28 protein-coding genes are annotated in these 21126 nt (G+C 70.1%); 22 read left to right on the forward strand and 6 right to left on the reverse strand.

Annotation, left to right across the window (positions count from 1 at the left end; all coding sequences use genetic code 11):
- The first annotated feature begins 93 nt into the window (after positions 1 to 93).
- A complete protein-coding gene (locus tag G6N61_RS20875) occupies positions 94 to 900 on the forward strand; it encodes an SDR family NAD(P)-dependent oxidoreductase (protein ID WP_163920511.1) in 807 nt (268 codons plus the stop codon).
- Here the strand turns inward: G6N61_RS20875 and lipE are convergent.
- Positions 897 to 2144 (reverse strand): lipase LipE, encoded by a 1248-nt coding sequence (gene lipE, locus G6N61_RS20880; RefSeq protein WP_163920513.1) that lies wholly within the window; start codon positions 2142 to 2144, stop codon positions 897 to 899. The genes G6N61_RS20875 and lipE overlap by 4 nt on opposite strands.
- Before the next feature lie 88 nt (positions 2145 to 2232).
- Between lipE and G6N61_RS20885 the strand changes: the two genes are divergently transcribed.
- The 6 genes from G6N61_RS20885 to G6N61_RS20910 all read left to right on the forward strand — a co-directional run bounded on the left by G6N61_RS20885 (position 2233) and on the right by G6N61_RS20910 (position 7919).
- A complete protein-coding gene (locus tag G6N61_RS20885) occupies positions 2233 to 3138 on the forward strand; it encodes a DUF1295 domain-containing protein (protein WP_163920515.1) in 906 nt (301 codons plus the stop codon).
- Entirely contained in the window at positions 3135 to 4256 is a 1122-nt protein-coding gene (locus G6N61_RS20890; protein WP_163920517.1) for an FAD-dependent oxidoreductase, read from the forward strand. The genes G6N61_RS20885 and G6N61_RS20890 overlap by 4 nt, the downstream gene beginning before the upstream one ends.
- Before the next feature lie 72 nt (positions 4257 to 4328).
- The gene (locus tag G6N61_RS20895; RefSeq protein WP_163920519.1) at positions 4329 to 5531 is read left to right on the forward strand and encodes a PP2C family protein-serine/threonine phosphatase; all 1203 of its coding nucleotides are present in this window, start codon (positions 4329 to 4331) and stop codon (positions 5529 to 5531) included.
- Positions 5528 to 7159: a sensor histidine kinase gene (locus tag G6N61_RS20900; RefSeq protein ID WP_235887228.1), complete on the forward strand. Its 1632-nt coding sequence runs from the start codon at positions 5528 to 5530 to the stop codon at positions 7157 to 7159. Before G6N61_RS20895 ends, G6N61_RS20900 begins: the two co-directional genes overlap by 4 nt.
- Positions 7156 to 7596, forward strand: a complete 441-nt coding sequence (locus G6N61_RS20905) for a response regulator (protein ID WP_163920521.1) — start codon at positions 7156 to 7158, stop codon at positions 7594 to 7596. Before G6N61_RS20900 ends, G6N61_RS20905 begins: the two co-directional genes overlap by 4 nt.
- 68 nt (positions 7597 to 7664) lie before the next feature.
- Complete coding sequence (locus tag G6N61_RS20910) at positions 7665 to 7919, forward strand: metallothionein (protein ID WP_163920523.1); 255 nt, start codon at positions 7665 to 7667, stop codon at positions 7917 to 7919.
- 3 nt (positions 7920 to 7922) lie between these two features.
- On the opposite strand, the gene G6N61_RS20915 is transcribed toward G6N61_RS20910, so the two are convergent.
- Both G6N61_RS20915 and mrf read right to left on the reverse strand, forming a co-directional pair.
- Positions 7923 to 8180 carry a type B 50S ribosomal protein L31 gene (locus G6N61_RS20915; RefSeq protein ID WP_163920526.1) on the reverse strand — a complete coding sequence of 86 codons (258 nt, stop codon included), beginning with the start codon at positions 8178 to 8180 and terminating at the stop codon, positions 7923 to 7925.
- Positions 8177 to 9388: a ribosome hibernation factor-recruiting GTPase MRF gene (gene mrf, locus G6N61_RS20920; protein WP_163920528.1), complete on the reverse strand. Its 1212-nt coding sequence runs from the start codon at positions 9386 to 9388 to the stop codon at positions 8177 to 8179. The genes G6N61_RS20915 and mrf overlap by 4 nt, the downstream gene beginning before the upstream one ends.
- Positions 9389 to 9488: 100 nt before the next feature.
- Here mrf and rpmB point away from each other — a divergent pair, with 100 nt between their 5' ends.
- From rpmB to G6N61_RS20940, 4 genes are read left to right on the forward strand one after another with little or no spacing between them, the layout of a single operon-like run.
- Positions 9489 to 9725 (forward strand): 50S ribosomal protein L28, encoded by a 237-nt coding sequence (gene rpmB / locus G6N61_RS20925; protein WP_163920530.1) that lies wholly within the window; start codon positions 9489 to 9491, stop codon positions 9723 to 9725.
- Complete coding sequence (gene rpmG, locus G6N61_RS20930) at positions 9725 to 9892, forward strand: 50S ribosomal protein L33 (protein WP_163920532.1); 168 nt, start codon at positions 9725 to 9727, stop codon at positions 9890 to 9892. Before rpmB ends, rpmG begins: the two co-directional genes overlap by 1 nt.
- Entirely contained in the window at positions 9892 to 10155 is a 264-nt protein-coding gene (gene rpsR / locus G6N61_RS20935) for a 30S ribosomal protein S18 (RefSeq protein ID WP_163920534.1), read from the forward strand. The genes rpmG and rpsR overlap by 1 nt, the downstream gene beginning before the upstream one ends.
- Positions 10152 to 10469, forward strand: a complete 318-nt coding sequence (locus G6N61_RS20940; protein WP_163920536.1) for a hypothetical protein — start codon at positions 10152 to 10154, stop codon at positions 10467 to 10469. Before rpsR ends, G6N61_RS20940 begins: the two co-directional genes overlap by 4 nt.
- On the opposite strand, the gene G6N61_RS20945 is transcribed toward G6N61_RS20940, so the two are convergent.
- On the reverse strand, positions 10456 to 10833 hold the full coding sequence (locus G6N61_RS20945) for a hypothetical protein (RefSeq protein ID WP_163920538.1): 378 nt from the start codon (positions 10831 to 10833) through the stop codon (positions 10456 to 10458). The genes G6N61_RS20940 and G6N61_RS20945 overlap by 14 nt on opposite strands.
- Positions 10834 to 10935: 102 nt before the next feature.
- Here G6N61_RS20945 and G6N61_RS20950 point away from each other — a divergent pair, with 102 nt between their 5' ends.
- From G6N61_RS20950 to G6N61_RS20980, 7 genes are read left to right on the forward strand one after another with little or no spacing between them, the layout of a single operon-like run.
- Positions 10936 to 11409: an SRPBCC family protein gene (locus G6N61_RS20950; RefSeq protein WP_163920539.1), complete on the forward strand. Its 474-nt coding sequence runs from the start codon at positions 10936 to 10938 to the stop codon at positions 11407 to 11409.
- A gap of 29 nt (positions 11410 to 11438) precedes the next feature.
- On the forward strand, positions 11439 to 12563 hold the full coding sequence (locus tag G6N61_RS20955; RefSeq protein ID WP_163920540.1) for an alpha/beta hydrolase: 1125 nt from the start codon (positions 11439 to 11441) through the stop codon (positions 12561 to 12563).
- Positions 12564 to 12623: 60 nt separating this feature from the next.
- Positions 12624 to 13586, forward strand: a complete 963-nt coding sequence (locus G6N61_RS20960) for a DUF4129 domain-containing protein (protein ID WP_163920541.1) — start codon at positions 12624 to 12626, stop codon at positions 13584 to 13586.
- Positions 13583 to 14068 (forward strand): hypothetical protein, encoded by a 486-nt coding sequence (locus tag G6N61_RS20965; RefSeq protein ID WP_163920542.1) that lies wholly within the window; start codon positions 13583 to 13585, stop codon positions 14066 to 14068. The genes G6N61_RS20960 and G6N61_RS20965 overlap by 4 nt, the downstream gene beginning before the upstream one ends.
- A complete protein-coding gene (locus G6N61_RS20970; RefSeq protein WP_163920543.1) occupies positions 14065 to 15039 on the forward strand; it encodes an AAA family ATPase in 975 nt (324 codons plus the stop codon). Before G6N61_RS20965 ends, G6N61_RS20970 begins: the two co-directional genes overlap by 4 nt.
- Before the next feature lie 11 nt (positions 15040 to 15050).
- A complete protein-coding gene (locus tag G6N61_RS20975; protein ID WP_163924985.1) occupies positions 15051 to 16301 on the forward strand; it encodes a DUF58 domain-containing protein in 1251 nt (416 codons plus the stop codon).
- Position 16302: 1 nt separating this feature from the next.
- A complete protein-coding gene (locus tag G6N61_RS20980) occupies positions 16303 to 16722 on the forward strand; it encodes a hypothetical protein (protein ID WP_163920544.1) in 420 nt (139 codons plus the stop codon).
- A gap of 19 nt (positions 16723 to 16741) precedes the next feature.
- Here G6N61_RS20980 and G6N61_RS20985 read toward each other — a convergent pair whose 3' ends face one another.
- Positions 16742 to 17203, reverse strand: a complete 462-nt coding sequence (locus G6N61_RS20985) for a MarR family winged helix-turn-helix transcriptional regulator (protein ID WP_163920545.1) — start codon at positions 17201 to 17203, stop codon at positions 16742 to 16744.
- An 86-nt stretch (positions 17204 to 17289) separates the two neighbouring features.
- Here G6N61_RS20985 and G6N61_RS20990 point away from each other — a divergent pair, with 86 nt between their 5' ends.
- From G6N61_RS20990 to G6N61_RS21000, 3 genes are read left to right on the forward strand one after another with little or no spacing between them, the layout of a single operon-like run.
- Positions 17290 to 17721, forward strand: coding sequence for a Rid family hydrolase (locus tag G6N61_RS20990; protein WP_163920547.1), 432 nt, complete (start codon positions 17290 to 17292; stop codon positions 17719 to 17721).
- Between the two features lie 40 nt (positions 17722 to 17761).
- Entirely contained in the window at positions 17762 to 18568 is an 807-nt protein-coding gene (locus G6N61_RS20995) for an acyl-CoA thioesterase (protein WP_163920549.1), read from the forward strand.
- Positions 18569 to 18595: 27 nt separating this feature from the next.
- Positions 18596 to 19447: a rhomboid family intramembrane serine protease gene (locus G6N61_RS21000; protein WP_235887230.1), complete on the forward strand. Its 852-nt coding sequence runs from the start codon at positions 18596 to 18598 to the stop codon at positions 19445 to 19447.
- An 8-nt stretch (positions 19448 to 19455) separates the two neighbouring features.
- Here G6N61_RS21000 and G6N61_RS21005 read toward each other — a convergent pair whose 3' ends face one another.
- Positions 19456 to 19833: a heme-binding protein gene (locus G6N61_RS21005; protein ID WP_163920551.1), complete on the reverse strand. Its 378-nt coding sequence runs from the start codon at positions 19831 to 19833 to the stop codon at positions 19456 to 19458.
- A 295-nt stretch (positions 19834 to 20128) separates the two neighbouring features.
- On the opposite strand from G6N61_RS21005, the gene G6N61_RS21010 reads away from it, so the two are divergent.
- Positions 20129 to 21103 carry an esterase family protein gene (locus G6N61_RS21010; RefSeq protein WP_163924987.1) on the forward strand — a complete coding sequence of 325 codons (975 nt, stop codon included), beginning with the start codon at positions 20129 to 20131 and terminating at the stop codon, positions 21101 to 21103.
- The last annotated feature ends 23 nt before the right edge of the window (positions 21104 to 21126 follow it).

Raw genomic sequence — 21126 nt, forward strand, 5'->3', positions numbered from 1 at the left:
GGAACATCGCCCGGTCGACCACGCCGACTCGCGCAGGGGCTCGAGTGACGGATGTGACTACGACGTGCCACCGACTGCGCCTACGGTGAGCCCATGGTGCTCACACGCGACGCCGCGTTCCTCGACGGGCGGGTCGCCGTCGTCACCGGTGGCGGATCCGGGATCGGGCGCGGCATCGCCGAGGGCTTCGCGGCCTACGGTGCGAAGGTCGCGATCTGGGAACGCGATGGCGAGACCGCCGCCGCGGTCGCCCAAACGTGCGGCGGGCTGGCCTGCACGGTCGACGTTCGCGACGAAGCGATGGTGGACGAGGCGCTGGCCACCACGATCGAGACCCTGGGCGTACCAACGATTCTGGTCAACAACGCTGGCGGCGTCTTCGCGTCGGGCATCCTCGACACCTCGCCCAACGGGTGGGATGCACTGATCCGGTCGAACCTGACCCACGTGCTGCTGTGCACGCAGCGCGTCGCACGGACGATGGTCGCCGCCCAGCTCGGCGGCAGCATCGTCAACGTCACCTCCATCGAGGGATTCCGGGCCGCGCCGGGGTACGCCGCCTATTCGGCGGCCAAGGCGGGCGTCGTCAACTACACCCGCACCGCCGCACTGGAACTCGCGCCGCACGGCATCCGCGTCAACGGTTTGGCGCCCGACGTGACCGCCACCGAGGGGCTGGCGAACATGGCGCCGCCCGGGTGGGAGGCGCGCACCAGCAACACCATCCCGATGGGCAGGGTCGGGCACGTCGACGAGATGGCAGGCGCGGCAGTGTTCCTCGCATCCGACCTCAGTTCCTACGTGACGGGCCAGACGCTGCACGTCGACGGCGGCACCGCTGCGGCGGGCGGCTGGTACCACCACCCCGACGACGGCCGGTACGTCCTCGGCCCGAGCTAGCGCCTGGGGATCTCGGCGGCGATCGCGTCGAGCAGCGCCGGGTACCGCTTGGCCTCGCGGTGGCCACCCGGCTTGCCGCTGCTGATGATGCCCGCCGAGAGCCGGCGCGACGGGTCGGAATACACGGCGACGTTCACCAGCCCGGTGTGTCCGAACGCGTCCGGGGCGTCCCTGCCGAACGGGCCGAACCGCTTTGACCCCAACATGAATCCCGTACCCCAGCGCAGCGGGACCATGCCCGTCGCGACGTCGGGCCGCAACCGGCGGGCCTGTCGGGTCGCCGCGCGCAACGTCTCGGGCGACATCACCCGGACGCCGTCGAGTTCGCCTCCGCGGGTCCAGATCTCGGCGAACCGGGACAGCTCGTCGGCCGTCGACACCGTGTTCGACGACGGCAGCACGCCGGTCAGGTACCGCTCGGTGTTGGTGAACGGGATGAGCTGGTGGGTCGTCCCGCCGATCGCGGTCTTGAATGCCTTGGCCATCGGCGGCGGCAGCGGCTTGCCCGTGGCATGGCTGGGCGCAACGAGCGGGACGTCCTTCGGCGCGACGCCGTAGTTGGTCCAGCGTAAGCCCAGCGGGTCCAGGATCTCGGTGGCGAGGATCTCGCGGATGTTGCGACCGGTTGCGGCCGAGACGATCTCGCGCACCAGCGGCCCCCACGTCAGCGCGTGGTAGACGTGCACCAGACCCGGCTTGTAGATCGGCTTGAGTTTGCCGAGCATCTCCCGGGCGTATTCGCTGTCGTCCATGCGCTTCACGTCGGGCTTCGGCCCGGTCGCGAACGGGACGCCCGCGCTGTGCGTCATCACGTGCCGGATCGTGGTGCGGTCCTTGCCGTGGCTGGTGTAGCTGGGCAGGTACTCGCAGACCCGGTCGTCGAGGGAGAACGCGCCGCGCTCGACCAGCATGTGGACGACCGTGCTCGTCATCGCCTTGGCGGCCGAGTACGCGCAGAACGGCGTGTCGGTGCTGACCGCGATCCGTTCGGCGTCGGGCGGGTCGGCCGGCCCGTTGCCCCAGCCGTGCCCGATCGCGCGGTTGAGCACCACCTCGCCGTCGACGCGCAGGCACACCTGGATCGCGGGATGCATGCCTGCGCGGTACCAGTGCCGGGTCTTCTCCCAGATGCGGTCGGCCGCGCCGGCGGGCAGCACGGCGTCGTCCTCCGTGCCGACCGCGGTGACGGCATCGAGGTCGGCGGGAACGCGGATACGGCCCTCGGTCGCCGTCTGGTCGGTCACGTCGACAGGTTACGGCCCGAGCCGAAACCCGCCCCGCGGTGGAACTAGAACGTGTTACAGTTCGGCCACTTTCGAGCCGGAGGGGACCATGGCCGAGGCGGCGTTGCAGACCAGATCGAAGGCGGCGTCGCTCGCCATCGTCACACTCGCCTACGTCATCGCGATAGCGGTCGCCGCGGCCTGGCTGATCTGGGGCCCGACCACCGGCAAGTCGTGGCTCGACACCCTGGTCGCCGACCTGCTCGCCACGCTGGTGGTGTTCGCGTTCAGCCGGGCCTACCGCAACTCGAGCTTCTACGACGCGTACTGGAGCGTCATCCCACCGCTACTGCTCTTCTACTGGTGGAGCCAGGCAGGCCCGGGCGTCGACGAGCTGCGGGCCGTGCTGGTGGCCACGGTCGTGGTGCTCTGGGCCGTGCGCCTGACCAGCAACTGGGTGTACGCCTTCCCTGGCCTGCATCACGAGGACTGGCGCTACCCGATGTTCCGCGACCGGGCGGGCAAGTGGGAGTTCGCCGCCGACCTGGTCGCCATCCACGTCATCCCGACGCTGCAGGTGTTCCTCGGCATGGTGCCGGTGTACGTCGCGGTGACCCGGCCCGGCGAGGGGATCGCGTGGCTCGCCGTCGTCGCGTTCGTCGTCGGCGTCGCGGCGGTGACACTCGAACTCGTCGCCGACGTCCAGATGCACCGCTTCGCGCGGGTGCGCAGGCCGGGCGAGGCGATGGACCGCGGACTGTGGTCGTGGTCGCGGCACCCGAACTACTTCGGCGAGTTCGGGTTCTGGTTCGCCCTCGGCCTGTTCGGCGTGGCCGCAGCGCCCGCCGACGCGTGGTGGCTGATGGCCGGTGCGGCCGTGATGCTCGCACTCTTCCTCGGCGCCAGCATCCCGATGATGGAGGAACGCAGCCTGCAGCGCCGCCCCGAGTACCAGCAGGTCATCGACCGGGTGTCCAAGTTCGTGCCCCGGCCACCCAAGCGCAGCGCGTCGTGAAGCGCATCGTCATCGCGGGTCTCGGCGACAGCGGCGTGCTGACCGCGATCAAGCTCGCCAAGCGGCCCGACGTCGACGTCGTCGGCATCTCGGCCAAGCCGGGACTGGTCAGCGGGCAGGAACTCGGCTGGCGGATCAGCAGACCCGATCACTGGGCGCAGCACAACTGGATCGCATTCGACCGGTTCCGTGGACTCGATCGGGTGCGTACCGTGCACGGCACCCTCACCGGCGCCGACCTCGACGCCCGCACGGTGTCGGTGCGGACGGCCCACGGGGACACGGCGGCCGTCGGCTACGACGCGCTGGTGATTTCCACGGGTGTCACGAACGGGTTCTGGCGGCAGCCGACCCTGCAGTCGCACACCGAGATCGGCGCCGACCTGCACGCCGCGCACGACCGGTTGGCCGCCTCGGCGTCGGTGATCGTCGTCGGCGGTGGTGCGGCCGCGGTCAGCAGTGCCGCGAACATCGCGCGGACCTGGCCCGCCAAGCGCGTCGAGCTGTACTTCCCAGGCGACCGCGCGCTGACCCAGTACCACCCGCGGACGTGGTCTCGGATCGAGCGCAGACTCCGCGACGCAGGCGTGACACTGCGCCCCGGGCACCGCGCCATCCTGCCCGACGACTTCACCGGCGACGAGATCACCACCGGGCCGGTGCGGTGGAGCACCGGCCAACCCGAGTCCGCCGCCGACGCCGTGCTGTGGACCATCGGCAGGGTCCGCCCCAACACCGCGTGGCTGCCGCCCGAATTGCTCGACGACGACGGCTTCGTCCGCGTGACGCCCGAACTCCAAGTGCCCGGCCACCGCGGCGTGTTCGCGCTGGGGGACGTCGCCGCGACCGACCCGCAGCGCAGCTCGGCCCGCAACCGGGCCGACGGGCTGCTCGCGGACAACCTGCTCGCGTACTTCGAGGGCCGCCCGCTGCGCTCCTACCGCCCGCCGAACTCCAGGTGGGGATCGATCATCGGCATCCAGCGCGACGGGCTCGAGGTGTTCGCGCCGAACGGCCGCGCGTTCCGGTTCCCGGCATGGTCGTTCGAGCGCGTGCTCATGCCAGTGATCGTGCGGCGCGGAATCTACCGCGGCGTGCGGGACGCGACGCCGCGTTAGCCAAGTCGCGAACCAGCACAACGACGTGGCCGGTCGTCGGTATTGTCATTGCGTTCACCCGTCCACCCCCACATGCGTCGGAAGCCCGTGCTCAAACCTGAATTCGACCCAGCTGCTCCTGGTCAGCAGCTGTCCGTTCTGTTGGTCGAGGACGACAGGGCAGACGCGATCCTCGTCGAGGAATTGATCGCGGACACGAACGCGGACATCGCCGTGGTGTGGGCGCCGTCGATGGCCGACGCCGAGCGCGAACTCGCCAGGGCGCGGCCGGATTGCGTGCTGCTGGACCTCAACCTGCCCGACGCCAACGGCATCAGTGCGCTGGACCGCATCGCCAAGCGCGACGACCACGTTCCGGTCGTCGTGCTGACCGGCCTGTTCGACGAGCACTTCGGGGTGTCGGCAGTCGCGTCGGGCGCCCAGGACTACCTGGTCAAGGGTCGCGTCGAGCCGGAGATGCTGCGCCGCGCCCTGCTGTACGCGATCGAACGCAAGCGCGCAGAACTCACCGCCGTCGCCTTGCGCGCCAGCCAGCTCACCGCACTGGAGAACGCCCGGTTGGCGCGCGGGCTGCTGCCGACGCCGCTGCTGCACGAGAACCCGGGCGTCGAGATCGAGGCCCAGTACCGCCCGAGCCACCAGAACGCCCTGCTGGGCGGCGACTTCTACGACTTCGTTCAGACCCCGGACCGCACGGTCCACGTCATGGTCGGCGACGTGGCGGGGCACGGCCCGGATGCCGCCGCGCTGGGGGTGGCCCTGCGCATCGGGTGGCGGGCGCTGACGTTCGCCGGCCTGCGCGGCAACGAGCGCATGCGCCAACTGGAACGGATCCTGCGCGCCGAGAGCCCGGTGAGCAGCGGTGTGTTCGCGACGGTGCTCAGCGTCGCGCTCGCGCCTGACGGGCACTTCACCGTCGTGCGGGCCGGCCACCCCGGGATGCTGCTGCACGGACCCTCGACGGTCGACTGGTTGGAGCCGCCCGCAGGCCCCGCGCTCGGCCTCAACGGACAGAACTGGCCGCTGAGCGAGCTGGAGCTGCCGCAGGGGTACGGCCTGGTGCTGCTCACCGACGGCATCTTCGAGGGCCACGCCGGCCGCGGCAACGAGCGCCTCGGCGAGGAGGGACTCCTGGAACTCGCCCGGTCGGTGGCCGACCTGCCGGGAGAGCAGTTCGTGAAGGCGATCATCGACGGTGCGGGCGAACGCGCGCAGGCGCACGGTGGACTGTCCGACGACATCGCCGTCGTGCGGGTGGAGCGGACCGGGACATGACGCAACCACCGAAGGAGCCCGGGACCAAGAGCCGCAAACTCACCGTCCAGGGCTGGCAGAACCTCGTCCTGTCCGCGATGGGCGTGGTCGTGCTCGCCGGTGCGATCACGGGCGGGCTGCTGGTCGACCGCACCGACGACGTGTCCCGCGACCTGATCGAGGACATTCAGCCCGCCCGCGTCGCGTCCTACCGCCTGCAGACCGCGCTGCGCGACCAGGAGACCGCCACCCGCGGGTACGCGATCACCGCCGACCGGCAGTTCCTGCAGCCGTACTACGACGGGCAGCAGGCCGAGGACGCCGCGGTCGAGGCGATGCGCGTGCGATTGGGCGATCGGCCCGACCTGATGGAGGATCTCGACGCCGTCGAAGCCGCTGCCGACCAGTGGAGGGCGCGGTACGCCGAACCGCTGATCGCCAGCGTCGTGCCGCGGGCCGCAGCGCTGGTCGACCCCTCGGTGATCGAACGCGGGAAGGTCGAGTTCGACGACATCCGCCGACTCTTCGACGTCCAGTCGGCCAACCTGTTGACGACGCGTGACGACGCGGTTGCCGAACTCGACACCGTCAGGGACTGGCGCGACAGGGTGCTGATCGCGATGATCGTCGCGTTCTTCGTCGCTGCCGTGCTGCTGGCCATCCTGGTGCGCAACGCGGTGACGCGCCCGTTGTCCTACCTCGCCGAGTCGTGCCGACGCATCACCCAGGGTGAGTTCGACAACAAGATCGTGCCGCGCGGGCCGAAGGACATCCGCGCCATCGCAACCGACGTCGAGGACATGCGGCAGCGGATCGTGTGGGAACTCGAGATCTCGCAGCAGGCCCGCGCCCTACTGGACGAGCAGACGGTCGAGCTGCGGCGTTCCAACGCCGAACTCGAGCAGTTCGCCTACGTCGCCTCCCACGACCTGCAGGAACCGTTGCGCAAGGTGGCCTCGTTCTGTCAGCTGATCGAGAAGCGCTACGGCGACCAACTCGACGAACGCGGCGTCGAGTACATCCGGTTCGCCGTGGACGGCGCCAAGCGCATGCAGGTGCTGATCAACGACCTCCTGACGTTCTCCCGCGTCGGACGGCTGAACTCCACGCAGGCCGACGTCGACCTCGGCGAGGCCATCGAGGCCGCCCGCGGCAACCTCACCACCTCGATCGAGGAGAGCGGCGCGGAACTCGTGCTGCCCGAGCGTGGACTTCCCGTCGTCACCGGCGACCCGACCCTGATGACGATGCTGTGGCAGAACCTGATCGGCAACGCCGTGAAGTTCCGCCGCGAGGGCATCGCACCCCGGATCGTCGTGGAGTGCGAGCCCGCCGAGGACGGCTGGTATGCGTTCAGCGTCTCGGACAACGGCATCGGCATCGCCGACGAGTTCGTCGACAAGGTGTTCGTGATCTTCCAGCGGCTGCACGGACGCGACGCATACACGGGAACCGGCATCGGTCTGGCACTGTGTAAGAAGATCGTCGAGTATCACGGCGGCACGATCTGGATCGACACCGACTACGCCGAGGGCACGCGGTTCCGTTTCACGTTGCCCGTGCCCGCCGCCAAGACCGGTGAGACCGACGAGGCCCTGGAGAACACCGGCGCCGAGCCCGAGCCAGCCCTCGAAGGGACACGCAAATGACCTCCTCTGCCCGACCCATCGACGTCCTCCTGGTCGAAGACGATCCCGGTGACGAGCTGATCACCCGAGAAGCCTTCGAGCACAACAAGATCAAGAACAACCTGCACGTCGCGCACGACGGCGAGGAGGGTCTGGACTTCCTCTACAAGCGCGGCGCCTACCCGGACGCCCCGCGGCCCGATCTGATCCTGCTCGACCTGAACCTGCCCAAGTACGACGGCAGGCAACTGCTCGAGCAGATCAAGTCCGACCCCGATCTGATGCACATCCCGGTCGTCGTGCTGACTACGTCGTCGGCCGAGGAGGACATCCTGCGCAGCTACAAGCTGCACGCCAACGCCTACGTCACCAAGCCCGTCGACCTCGACCAGTTCATGAGCGCGGTCCGGCAGATCGACGAGTTCTTCGTGCAGGTCGTGCGGCTTCCTCACTCCTGACCCCCGGTCCGGTGTTTGTCGACCCGTCCGCCGGGAACCCATTCGCCGACACGAATGGGAGGGCTGACATGACTATCTGTGCCACCTGCGGGAACGACTACGACAAGGCGTTCACCGTCACCTGGCCGGACGGCCGCACGGCCGACTTCGACAGCGTGGAGTGCGCGGCGGCGCAACTAGCACCCGAGTGCGCGCACTGCGGTTGCCGGATCCTGGGTCACGGCATCGAGACCGAGGACGCCATCTTCTGCTGCGCTCACTGCGCGCGCAAGGACAGCAACGCCGACGTCAACGACCGTTATCCGGTGCCTGCGGGCGCCTGACGGTCAGCCGCGCGTTCCGTAGCGGCGGCGGAACTTCTCGACCTGCCCCGCGGAGTCGAGCACGCGTTGGCGTCCCGTCCAGAACGGGTGCGAGTCGGCGCTGACCTCGACCACGACCAGGGGGTAGGTCCGGATGCCGTCCGCGGTCTCCCACTCGATGGTGCGTGAACTCGTCACCGTCGAGCGGGTAAGGAACGCGGTTCCGGTGTTCGAGTCCTGAAACACGACCGGGTGGTAGTCGGGGTGGACGCCTGGCTTCATCGGGATTCTCCTTCTCCCGTGCCACGCACTGGCACGTCGGTGGGTGTGCTGGGTTCGTGACCGCACGGGTCGGCGTGCCAGTCGCCGAAGGGGTCGCCGTACTGCGACCACTCCTTGGGGGCGGCCATCTCCTCGTCGGTGAGCAGCGCGGCGGCGAGCGCGCCGTGCACCTCGGCGGGTTCGGCGCCGCAGACCAGAACGGCCATCGACGTGTGCCGGTCGCCGAATTCGTCTTGCCACATCAGGTCTGCCATCGCGGCGCGTTCGGGGTCGGCGTAGGGACGCTCGCGGGCCGTCATCGCGGCGAGCCACTTGCCCGCCGAGCTGACCCGAAGGCCGCCCCCTGCGGACTCCAGCCACATCGCATGGTCCGGGCGGCTGGCCAGCCACAGCCGACCTCGCGTGCGGACGACGCCGTCGAGCAGTGCGTCCACGGCGTCGTGCAGTCGGTGTGGGTGAAAGGGCCTGTCCGCGTTGAACTCCAGTAGGGATACGTCGCCGTCGGTGCGTAGCGAGGGCTGTCCCGCGAGCAGTGGGCCGTGTGGGTCGTCGCTGCGTCCGCGTCGAGCGTCGGGTTCGAGATGCGACAGACCCAGCTCGAGCCGGTCGACGCCGACGGTGATCCGAGCCCGTGGCGCAAGTCGGCGCAGCACGTCGAGTGTGCGCGGGTCCGGCGAGGTGAGCACCAGGGCGTCGGCGAACTCCGCCTGACCCACGACGACCTGTGCGACGGTCCGGCCGTCGGGCAGTTCGTCGTCCGACAGCGCCTGCGGCAGCCACGTCGTCGCGTCGACGCACGTGATCACGGCGGCGATCTCGACGTCCCTGGCGGCCGGGCCGTCGGTGAAGCCGGGTCCGACGCGGACGCGGACGTGGTTGATCGCCCAGGCGATGGGCTCCGGCTCGAGCCAGGGGCCGAGCCGGACGACGATGCGCCCGACGTCGGAGCGGCGATGCAGGACGCGCAGCAGGACCAGCAGGTCGTTGCGGACGGTGCAGGCCACGCAGCCGTGTGCCAGTTCGAGAATCGTTTCCGCCGTGGTGGTTCCGGTGCTCATGTTGCCGTGGTCCCGGGTGGTCACCGTGCGTCGGACGACGTGGCCGTCGAAACGGTGCTCGACGACGAGCGTGCCGGGTGTTCGCGTCAGCACCCGTGTCGCGGCCTCGGTGTCGCCCTGGCCGGCGACCAGCAGCAGTGGTGTGCGCACCATCCTCCATCCGACAATCATTTTCATTAGGGCGCGGCCTACGCTACCCTCCGTTTCGACAGTTGTCGAAAATCGTTTTCAATAGCGAAGGAGGTGCACCGTGTCGACTACGTGCCAGATCACCGGTCGCACAGTCGGATTCGGGAACAACGTGTCCCACTCGCATCGGCGGACCAAGCGCACCTGGCGACCCAACATCCAGGTCAAGACGTACTACTTGCCCTCCGAGGGCAGGCGGGTGCGGCTGCGGGTGAGCGCCAAGGGCATCAAGGTCATCGACCGTGACGGCATCGAGGCCGTGGTCGCACGCCTGCGACGCGAAGGGCAGCGGATCTAGTGGCCAGCCGTACCGACATCCGGCCGGTGGTCAAGCTCAAGTCGACCGCGGGCACCGGATACACCTACGTCACCAGGAAGAACCGGCGCAACGACCCGGACCGGCTCGTGCTCCGCAAGTACGACCCCGTCCTGCGCCGCCACGTCGACTTCAGGGAGGAGCGCTGATGGCCAAGGCCAGGAAGCCGACGGCGCGCCGCGACGCACGCGACGGCAAGCCGCCACGGCGCAACATGCTCGCCGGCCTCGGCATCGAGATCGTCGACTACAAGGACACCGGCACGCTGCGGCAGTTCATCTCCGATCGCGGAAAGATCCGCTCCCGCAACGTCACCGGGCTCACCGTGCAGCAGCAGCGCCAGGTCGCCAACGCGATCAAGAACGCCCGTGAGATGGCCCTGCTCCCGTACCCCGCGGGCCGGCCGCGATGAGCGCGGGCCCGTTCACGCTCGTCGTCTGTACCGGGTGTCACTGGCCCGACGGCGTGTTCGACGAGCTGCGCGGAATCGTCCGCCGCTCGCCGCACGGCATGCTGGTCGCAGCCGGTTGCCTGGTGGGACCGTCGGCGTGCGTGGCGCGACACGACGACCGCCCCGGCACCCTGGTCGTCCTGCAGCCGTGTGCGGTGGATCGCTCCCCGGTGGGAGCGGCCACGTGGGTGGGCCCGATCTCGAGTCGGACCGACGCCCGGGCGCTCTGCAAGTGGGTCGAGGACGGGGACTGGCCGAGCGCTACAGCGGGATGAACCGCTCGCCGTTCAACTCGGTCCACAGCCGCCGCAGGGCTGCGGCCGCCCGGAGGCGCCACCGCCTGCGCGACCGGAAGCCGTGCGCGACGACGTCGGCGACGTAGTCCACGTCGGTGACGACGTAGCCGCCGTCGGTCCGGCGCCACAGACCGGCCAGGCACAACTCGATCGCGGCCATCGTCGCGACCACGGGCGGGGCGACGGCGTCGAGGTCGGCGTCGGAGACGAACGACGGTCGGATCGACTCGCTGCTGCGGGCGACGGCGCGGGCGTGTACGTCGAGCGCCGAAGCAGTCACGTCGGCGGTGTCCGGGCGGCGTCGCAGGGCCAGTACCTCGCGGAACACGTCCTCGTTGCGCATGCCGCCAGCATAGGCGTAACAGCGACGTAACACGGAATTAACGCGATGCCGCACTCCGGTAGGGTTCGGCACTGATCGACGCCGAGACGCACGGGAGGCGACATGTCGGGCCGGAAGTTCACCTTCGAGGTCAACCGGACCAGCAGCGCGCCGCCTGCGACGCTGTTCCGGATCGAGGCCGATGGCGCGCGCTGGAGCGAATGGGCCAAGCCCATCGTGTTCCAGTCCAGCTGGGAGACCCAGGGCGACCCAGAGCCGGGCGGCATCGGCGCGGTGCGCAAGGTCGGGCTGTGGCCGATGGTGATGCTCGAGAAGACCGTCGAGTACGAGCAGGACCGTAGGCACGTCTACGCACTCATCGCGCCCAAGACCCCCGCGCTGGACTATCACGGCGAGGCGCTATTCACCCCGAATGCCTCGGGCGGCACCGACATACGCTGGCGTGGCTGGTTCACCGAGGGCGTTCCCGGCACGGGCCCGGTCATGCTCGCTCTGCTGCGCGGGGCCATCCAGGTCATCTCGCTGCGGCTGGTCCGGGCGGCCGAGCGCGAAACCGCCACCGCCCAAGACCGCTGAGGATCTGGGCGGGCGTCCTCGCGGCGCTGGTGACGCTCCCCGCGCTGGCCGTGCTCGCGACGCTGCTGCACGACGTTCCCGTCGTCGGACTCGCTGCCGGCTTCGTGCCGCCGGTGATGTCGTGGGTCGTCCTGGTGACCGCCGCCATCGCGCTGCCGGCGTTCGGCCTCTGGCTGCGCGGGCGCAGCCGGGCACTGCTCTCGGTGATGGTCGTGGCCGCGCTGACGGTGGCGGCGGGCGCATACGTCATCGCCAGGCAGGTGACCGTCGTCGAGAACGCGGGCGCCGACGTCGACCTCGTCGACACGCTCGACGTGTGGTCGATACCGGCCGCAGCGCCCGACGCCGAGGAGACCTATTCGTCGTTCGAGGGAAACCCGTTGCGCCTGGGCGTCTTCCGCCCTCGACCCGGCTCCGGGCCTGCGCCCGTGCTGCTGTTCGTGCATGGCGGCGGCTGGGTGGCGGGGGACCGGCATGCCCACGCCACCGACCTGCGCTGGTTCGCCGATCGAGGGTGGCTCGTCGTATCCGTCGACTACGCGCTGTCGTCGCCGGAACGCCACCTCTGGGACGTGGTCACCGGTCAAATCGGCTGCGCGATGACGTGGGTGGCCGACAACGCGAAGCGCTTCGGGGGCGACCCGGCGCGACTCTCGCTGACCGGAGACTCCGCGGGAGGCAACCTCGCGATCAACGCCGCGTACATGGCGTCGGCCGGGGCGCTGCGTCCGTCGTGCGGCGGCGAGGTGCCTGCGGTCGGCGCGGTATCGGCGCTGTACCCGGCGGTCGACCCGGCGGGGGTCTTCGCCAACGATGACCTCGCGCTCGGTGGCATGGCGAGGGGCTTCGCCACCGCCTACCTCGGCGGATCGCCCGTCGACGTGCCCGATCGGTACGCCGCCGTCGCGTCGGCCACCCACGTCACCCCGGCAGCACCGCCCACGCTGCTGCTGCTCGGGGCCACCGACCACCTGGTGCCGACCCGCGGTGCCTACGAGTTCGCCGACCGGGCCACCGCGGCCGGGGTGGACGTGAAGCTGGTGTCGGTCCCGTACGCCGACCACGTGTTCGACGAACGCGAGGGCAGCATCGGTCAGCAGGCGTACCGCCAACTCACCGAGTCCTGGCTGCGCGAACACGGCCAGGGGCCCTGACGACCGGCCTACCATCGACCAGACAGGCGCGGCCGGGGGCGGTCGCCGGGAGGTCCGCCGATGGCCGGTTCGCAGACGTCGACACGACGTTCGATCCCGCCTGCCGTGGTCGTGGCCCTGCTGGTGATCGTGGTGACCGTCGGCCTGCGCGGCCACGTGCCAGGGGCCGAGACTCCCGCTACGGAGCGGCCACCGGACGATCCGGCGTCGAGCGTGATCGTGCTCGGATTGCTCGCGGTGGCCGTCGCGGTGGTGGTGACGGCCGTGATCGTCCGGGTCCGCAGGCCCATGCCGGCCGCCGCGCCGACGTCGACCGGACCGGCCTGGCTGCGTAGCGACCGGGCGCGCCCGACGTGGCGGGTCGCGGTGATCGCCTTCGGCGTGATCGTCTGCTGGCTACTGATCTTCGTGCTGCTCAGCAGATGGGAGTTCGGCGGGTCGGCCGACCCCACGCTGCCCGAGCCGGCCGGGAGCCGGCCCGCGGCACCGGAGGCGTCCGAGCCCGTCGACGCGGCGTCGGCGCCACCGGAGGTGGACGACCGGGATTGGGACGCACTGGGTTACCTCTACGTGGCCACCGCGGTCTTCCTCGTCGTGCTCGTCGTCGGAAGCGTGCTGGGCGCGCGCCGCCGCCCTGGGCCGACCGACCAGTTCGCGGCGGGGGAGGCGGAACCGAGGGCCCAGACCGACGAGTCCGAGACCCTCGCCCGCGCCGCCGAGGTCGGTCTCGCCGAGGTGGGGGACACCAGCCGCGACCCGCGCCACGCCATCATCGCCTGCTACGCCGCGATGGAACGTGAACTGGCCCGCGTACCGGGAGCGATGCCACGGGACTTCGACACGGCGTCCGAGGTGCTCGACCGCGCGGTGGCGCAGAATGCGTTGCAACCCGACAGTGCAATCGAATTGGTCGACCTGTTCGACGAGGCCCGATTCAGCCCGCACGTGATGACCGAGGCGCACCGCGATGCCGCCGTCGCCGTGCTGCGGCGGGTCCTCGACGAGCTGCGGGTCACGGCGTGAACCGGATCGTCGCCGCGGCCGCACTGCTGATCCTCGGCGTGCAGGCCGCCGCGCTGACACTGCCCGACCGATCGCCGCTGCCGTGGCTGGCCGGTGCGACACTCGCGGTCGCGCTGCTCGCGGTGCGGTGGCACGTCACGCGGGCGCCCACGGTGCTCGTCGACGAGTCCCGGGCACGCGACCCCGAGGAGACGCTGCGGCGCTGGGTCGCCCGGACGCAGACGTTGGTCAGCTGGGCCGACTCCAGCCGCGCGGACTGGGACAAGCACCTGCGCCCGATGCTGGCCCGGCAGTTCGAACTCGCGACCGGACAACGCAAGTCGAAGAACGCCGAGGCGTACCGCGCGACGGCGCGCATGGTGTTCGGTGACGAGCTGTGGCGATGGGTCGACCCGGACGACGTCGCGCTGAACGAGCGGGACAAACCGGGGCCCGGTCGGGACGTCCTCGACGAACTGCTGAAACGGCTGGAGCGGATATGACCGAGACGACGAGTGCGACTGCGACGGCCGCCCGGTGCGACGCGGTGCTCGACGAGGTGCAGCGCGTGGTGGTCGGGCGACGGCCGGCGCTCACGCTCATCCTGATCGCCGTACTGGCCCGCGGGCACGCGCTCATCGAGGACCTGCCAGGACTCGGCAAGACGCTGATCGCCCGGTGCTTCGCCGCGGCGCTGGGTCTGGAGTTCACCCGCGTGCAGTTCACCCCCGACCTGCTGCCCGCAGATCTGCTCGGGTCGACCATCTACGACATGCGTTCGGGCCGTTTCGAATTCCGGCCCGGACCGATCTTCACCAACCTGCTGCTCGCCGACGAGATCAACCGCACCCCGCCCAAGACCCAGGCCGCGCTGCTGGAGGCCATGGCCGAGGGACAGGTCAGCATCGACGGCGTCACCCACCGGCTCAACGAGCCGTTCGTCGTGCTCGCCACCGACAACCCGATCGAGTACGAGGGCACCTACCCGCTGCCCGAGGCGCAGCTCGACCGGTTCACCATCCGGCTCGAACTGCAGTACCTCACGGGCGCGGAGGAGGTCTCGATGCTGCGGCGCCGGATCGACCGCGGCTCGCCCGACGCCGTGGTGAACCGGGTGGTCGACGCGAACGAGCTGTTGGCCATGCGAGAGTCGGTCGAGCAGGTGACGGTGCACGAAGACGTGCTGCGCTACGTCGTGTCGCTGGCGACGGCCAGTAGACAGCATCCCCAGGTCGCGGTCGGTGCGAGCCCGCGCGCCGAGCTGGACCTCGTGCAACTCGCCCGCGCCCGCGCACTGCTGATCGGTCGGGACTACGTGATCCCCGAGGACGTCAAGGCGCTCGCCGTTCCCGCGATGGCGCACCGCATCAGCCTGCGGCCGGAGATGTGGGTGCGGCAGGTGCGCAGCGTCGACGTCGTCGAGGAGTTGCTCCGGCGGGTTCCCGTCCCGCGCACGTCCAGTACGGGCGAGTGAGCGTGCTCACCGTGACCGCCGAGCACGCTACCGACGTCCAATTGCATTGGCGCGCATCGGCGTTGACCCAGGCACTCGCGACCGTCGTCGCGGTGGCGCTCGTCGCGGCGGTGGCCGCGTCGGCGTGGCAGCTCGCGGTGTTCGCGGCGCCGCTGCTGGGGGTGCTGGCGTCCTACCGGTGGCAGCGCCGGGTGCCTGCGGTCACGGTGTACGCGGACCGGGAGACGTTGCGCTGCTTCGAGACCGAGGACGTCCGCCTGACGGTGTGGGCGAGTGCATCGGACGGTTCTGCCGTTCACCTCGAGGTCCTCGGCGCGACGGCTCTGCGGCACGAGGCCACCCCGCGCGGCGACGACCGCATCGAGGTGACCGCGAGTGCGCAGCAGTGGGGCCGCTACCCGATCACGGTGCGGGTTGGCCTGCAGGCTCGCGGCGGTCTCGTCGAGGGCACCGCGGCCGTCCGGGCCGCCGACGTGTTCGTGTTCCCCGTGGTGCCCGCGCAGCCGACGGCGCTGCCGCGCACCGAGCTGCTCGATCGGCTCGGCACCCACATCACCGCGCGCATCGGCAGGGGCATCGAGTTCGGCGGGATCAGGACCTACGTGCCGGGTGATCAACTGCGCACGGTGAATTGGCCTGTCAGCGCCCGCCGGGGGAGCCTGCACGTCACCGAACGGCTCAGTGAGCGCGCCGCCGACGTCGTGGTGCTCGTCGACACCCACGATCAGCCGCCGGGTCCTGCGACCGAGGCGGCCAGGCGCACGGTCGCGGGCGCGGTGCAGGTGGTGCAGAGCGCGCTGCGCAGCGGCGACCGCGCCGGTGTGGTGGCACTCGGCGCTCGCCCGCGGTGGTTGCAGCCGGACATCGGACGCAGGCAGTTCTATCGGGTGCTCGACGCCACGTTCGCCGTCGGTGACGAATTCGAGCGCACTTCGGGCACTCTCGCGCCTGCGGCCGCGATCCCGACCGGTGCGATCGTGGTGGCGTTCTCGACGTTGCTCGACACCGACTTCGCGCTCGCGCTCATCGACCTGTGCAGGCGCGGACACGTCGTGGTGGCCGTCGACGTGCTCGACCGTGCGCCGTTGCGAGAGGACCACGACCCGCTGATCCACCGGATGTGGTCGATGCAGCGGTCGTTCATGTACCGCGACATGGCGATGATCGGCGTCGACGTGGTGTCGTGGCTGCCCGACAGCACGCTCGACCAGGTGATGCACCTGACGCCCGACCACCGGCGTCGCGTCGCGCGGCGGCGCTGACGTGCGCGCGCTGTCGCCGGCCTTCGCCCTGCTGATGATCGCGGCTGGGGCACTGGGGGCCGTGGGCGTCGACATGGCCTTGGTGGGGGTGGCGGTCGTCGCGGTGGCCGCAGGCGTGCGGTGGGCGGGCGCCGCCACGCTAGCGGTGGGATGCGTCGTCGTGCTGATCGTGCGCACCGATCCGCCGCCGACGGTGGCCGCCATAGCGGGAATCGCAGCGACGGCGTACCTGGTGACCCGGTTCGTCGAGCGGTCCGACGACGCGGTGGCGCGCCCGACCGTGGCCGCAGCGATGGGCCTGTCGGCGGTGGCGCTGCTGGCCGCGATCCTGCCGGTCGAGGTGGCCTGGCTGCCGCTGGCCGTCCCCGTGGCGGTCCTCGCGGCCTACGTCGTCGTCGTGCGTCCGTTCCTGGCGGACTGAGCGCCGACGGGTGTGCCGGTCAACCCGGCAGGCGCGCCTTGAGTTTCGCGGCGATGCGCACCAGCGCCTGCTGATCGGCGGCGCTTAGCGGGTCGAGCACGAGCTCGCGCACGGCTCGAACGTGCACGGGAGCGGCGGCGCGGACCATCTCGAAGCCGGCGTCGGTCAGGACGGCGAGGGTGTACCGGCCGTCGTCGGGATCGGCATGCCGGGACATCGCGCCCCGCTTCTCCAGACGGGTGACGACGTTCGACAGCCGCGACAGCGATCCGTTGGCCAGGAAGGCGAGATCGCTCATCCTGAGCCGCCGCTCGGGCGCCTCGGACACGTGGCTCAGCACGAGGTATTCGAACAGCGTCAGGCCCGATTCCTCCCGCAGCGGCGCCTCGAGCCGGCCGGGCATGAGCAGCAGCAGGGAGATGAGGCCGGTCCAGGCCTCCTTCTCGCCTGCGTTCAACCACACGTCACTTCGCTCGGCCATGCTCGGCACGATACTCACTTCACGCGTGAACTGAAACCATGCTAGGGTTCACTTCAATCATGAAGTCAAGCGAAAGGCAGAGCCCGATGGCACGACCAGAGTTCTTCGTCACCCCCGGCTACGGCGACACGCAGCTGAAGAACATGCGCTACAGCCAGGCCGTCCGGGTCGGCGACCGCGTCGAGATCTCCGGGCAGGGCGGCTGGAACGACCAGTTCGAGTTCCCCGCCGACCTGCGCGAGGAGATCGTCGCCGCCTTCGACAACGTCGAGCGGACGCTGGCCACCGCGGGAGCGACCTGGCGCGACGTGATCTCGGTGGACTCCTTCCACGTCACCGAGGACCCGGCGGAGATCGGCGACGCCCACAACTCGGTGATGGTCGAGCAGTTCCGCGAGCGCATGGGTGACCGGGCGCCGATCTGGACCGAGATCGCCGTGCCGGTACTGGGCGCGGCGAACATGCGCATCGAGATCAAGGTGAGCGCCATCGTCGCATCCGAGGTGCGCGCCGACTGACGCCGCTGGGGCGACGGGCCTCGGCTAGGGTCAGCGCTCTATGACACGTGTCAACTCGGCCGCGGACCGCAGCTGGATCGCCCGCCTGCTCGACTTCGAGCAGCGCGGCGACGTGTTCGTCGCCCCCAACCCCCGCAGCGGCCCTGGCGATCGGTTGTTCGGCGGGCTCATCGCGGCCCAGGCCCTGGCCGCGGCAGGCCACACCGTCGAACCCGACAAGCTGCCGCAGTCGCTGCACCTCTACTTCGTCCGCGGCGGCCAGTACGGCGTCGACGTCGAACTGCACGTCGAGCGGACCCGTGACGGGCGGTCGTTCGACACCCGCCGCGTCACCGCCGTCCAGCACGGCAAGGTCATCCTGGAGATGATCGCGTCGTTCCACCGTCCCGAGGACGCCGCCGACTGGCAGCCGCCGATCGTCCCGGCACTCGAGTTCGACGACGCCATGCACAAGGTGCCCAATCTGGGCTTCGCCGAGCGCTTCGACATCCGGGTCACTCCCGGCGACGACTCGGTGTTCGCCGTGCCGCCGTTCTGGATCCGGACCCGCGACGAGATCGAGGACGACCCGCTGATCCGGGCATGCACGCTGACGTTCATGTCGGACTTCGGGCCGGTGCCCGTCGCCCGGCCGCCCGGCACGCCGGTGCACCCCGAGGCCGGCTACGCAGCGAGCCTCGACCACGCGGTGTGGTTCCACCGCCCGTTCGATCCGCGGCAGTGGCATCGCTACGAGGTGCGCTCGCTCAACAACAGCGACTCGCGCGGCCTGGTCGTCGGGTCGCTGTACTCCGCGGAGGGCACATTGGTCGCCAGCACGACACAGGAAGCCCTCTGGCGCCTGTAGTGCGGTACCGCCTGGAAGAGTGGTGACGTGAGCTACCCGTACCAGCCCGTGCCGCAGAGTGCGCCGCCGCCGACGTGCTATCGGCATCCCGACCGGCCGACGTACGTCCAGTGCACCCGCTGCGGGCGGTTCATCTGCCCCGAGTGCATGCGCACCGCGCCCGTCGGACACCAGTGCCCGGACTGCATCGACGCGGCGGCGAAGTCGATACGCCAGCCCACCACGGCCTTCGGTGGCCGGCCCACCACCGTGCCGCTCGCCAGCTACGTGCTGATCGCGGTGAACGTGGCGCTGTTCGTGCTGCAGATGGCGAACGAGGAGGTGTACCGCCAGTTCGTGCTGTGGCCAGAGGGCATCGCCTACGGCGACCAGTACTACCGACTCGCGACGTCGGCCTTCCTGCACGTCGGCATCACGCACGTCCTGTTCAACATGGTGGCGCTGTACTTCACCGGCCCCGCACTCGAATTGGCCATGGGCCGAATCCGATTCCTCGGCATCTACGCGTTGAGCGCGCTCGGCGGGTCGGTCATGGTCTACCTGTTCTCACCCGTCGACCAGGGCACCCTGGGCGCATCGGGTGCGATCTTCGGCCTGTTCGCCGCAACCCTGGTGCTCGCCAAGAAGCTGAACTTCGACATGCGCCCGCTCATCGGACTCATCGTGATCAACCTCGTCATCACCTTCGTGGTGCCGTCGATCAGCTGGCAGGGCCACATCGGCGGCCTGCTGACCGGCGCGCTGGTCGCGTGGGTCTACGGCTACGCCCCGCGGGCCAACCGAACCCTGATCCAGGCGGGGTTTTCCGTCGCCCTCGTCGTGGTGTTCGCAGCGATCATCTGGTGGCGCACCGGCGCGATCCTCACCGGCGTCGGGTAGCCCCGTCGCTAGGGGGTCGGGGGAGCGCCACACCGGTTCTTGATGTCCACCAGCGGCTGCCGGATCCCGGTCATCTCGGCCTGCTCCTGCGGGTGCTGCGCCAGGTAGCCCATCGTCTTGCTGGCGACCTCCTCGCGGCTGAGCCCGCCGAGCGTCGACACGTAGGCGTTGAGGTCCGGGTGGGTGAACAGGTAGGCCGACGTCGACGCCGACACGCCTGCGCGTACGCCCTCGAGGTCCGCGGCGCTGCAATTGGGCGGATTGGCCGCGGGATCTTCGTTGGCGAACGCGGGCGCGATGCCGCCGAACATCGTCCCCGCCAGCAGCCCGCCCGCCAGCACGGTGCCGCCGACCAGCCGTCGCGTGGTGAATGCCGAGAGTTTCATGACCGTCGCTCCTTCGTCGTTTTAGGAGAGTCTGCCGACTCCAGCTAACCGAAGCGCCGCCCCCAAGGCGATTCACAGTCACCTCCCGCCGCTTGCACAGGTGCCTCGTCCGCCACGATCGCGAAACGCCTTGATAACGAGCGCATCAAGCGCCGCGTGGGCCCGGAGCCCCTGCTCGGGCCGCTGTTAGGTTCGGCCACGAATCGACGTCCGAACGAATGGAGTACCACCGGTGTTCGCCAAGGTGAAGCGGCTGTCCACCGCCCTGCTAGCGGTGCTCGCGCTGCCCGGGCTGATGGGCATCACGGCGCTGACGCCGACGGCCGCGGCCTACTCGCGCCCCGGCCTGCCGATCGAGCAGCTCGACGTCCCATCACCGTCGATGGGCCGCAACATCCGGGTGACCTTCCAGGGCGGCGGACCGCACGCGGTCTACCTCCTCGACGGGCTGCGCGCCCAGGAGGACGCCAGCGGCTGGGACATCAACACCGCGGCGTTCGAGTGGTACCACGACTCGGGCCTGTCCCTGGTCATGCCCGTCGGTGGGCAGTCCAGCTTCTACACCGACTGGTACCGACCGGCCGTCGGCGGCGCAGGCACGGTCACCTACAAGTGGGAGACCTTCCTGACCCAGGAGTTGCCCGCCTGGCTGGCCGCCAACCGCGGCATCGCGCCGACCGGCAACGCCGTCGTCGGGCTCTCGATGGCAGGCGGCGCCGCGCTGACATTGGCGATCTGGCACCCGGCGCAATTCATCTTCGCGGGTTCCCTGTCCGGGTTCCTCAATCCCTCACAAGGGTTGTGGCCCACGATGATCGGGTTCGCGATGAAGGACGCGGGCGGGTTCAACGCCACCGACATGTGGGGTACCACCAGCGACCCGGCATGGCGGCGCAACGACCCGACGGTCAACATCGCCACGCTCGTCGCCAACAACACCGCGGTGTGGGTGTACTGCGGCAACGGCCGGTCCTCGGACCTCGACGCGCCCGGTGGCGACTTCGGCACCATGTACAGCGCGCAGTTCCTGGAGAACATCACCATCAACACCAACAAGGACTTCCAGAAGCGGTACCTGGCCGCCGGTGGCCGCAATGCGATCTTCAACTTCCCGGCCAACGGCACGCACAGCTGGGGCTACTGGGGAGCGCAGCTGGCGGCCATGAAGCCCGACCTGCAGCGGGTGCTCGGTGCCGGCGCCCCGCCACCGCCGCCTCCGCCGGCGGCACCCGTACCGGCGCCCGCTCCGGCCCCGGTGCCCGTGCCGTAGGGAGCTGAGGGCGTCGTTTCGGC

Source organism: Mycolicibacterium arabiense (assembly GCF_010731815.2).
Taxonomy (GTDB): domain Bacteria; phylum Actinomycetota; class Actinomycetes; order Mycobacteriales; family Mycobacteriaceae; genus Mycobacterium; species Mycobacterium arabiense.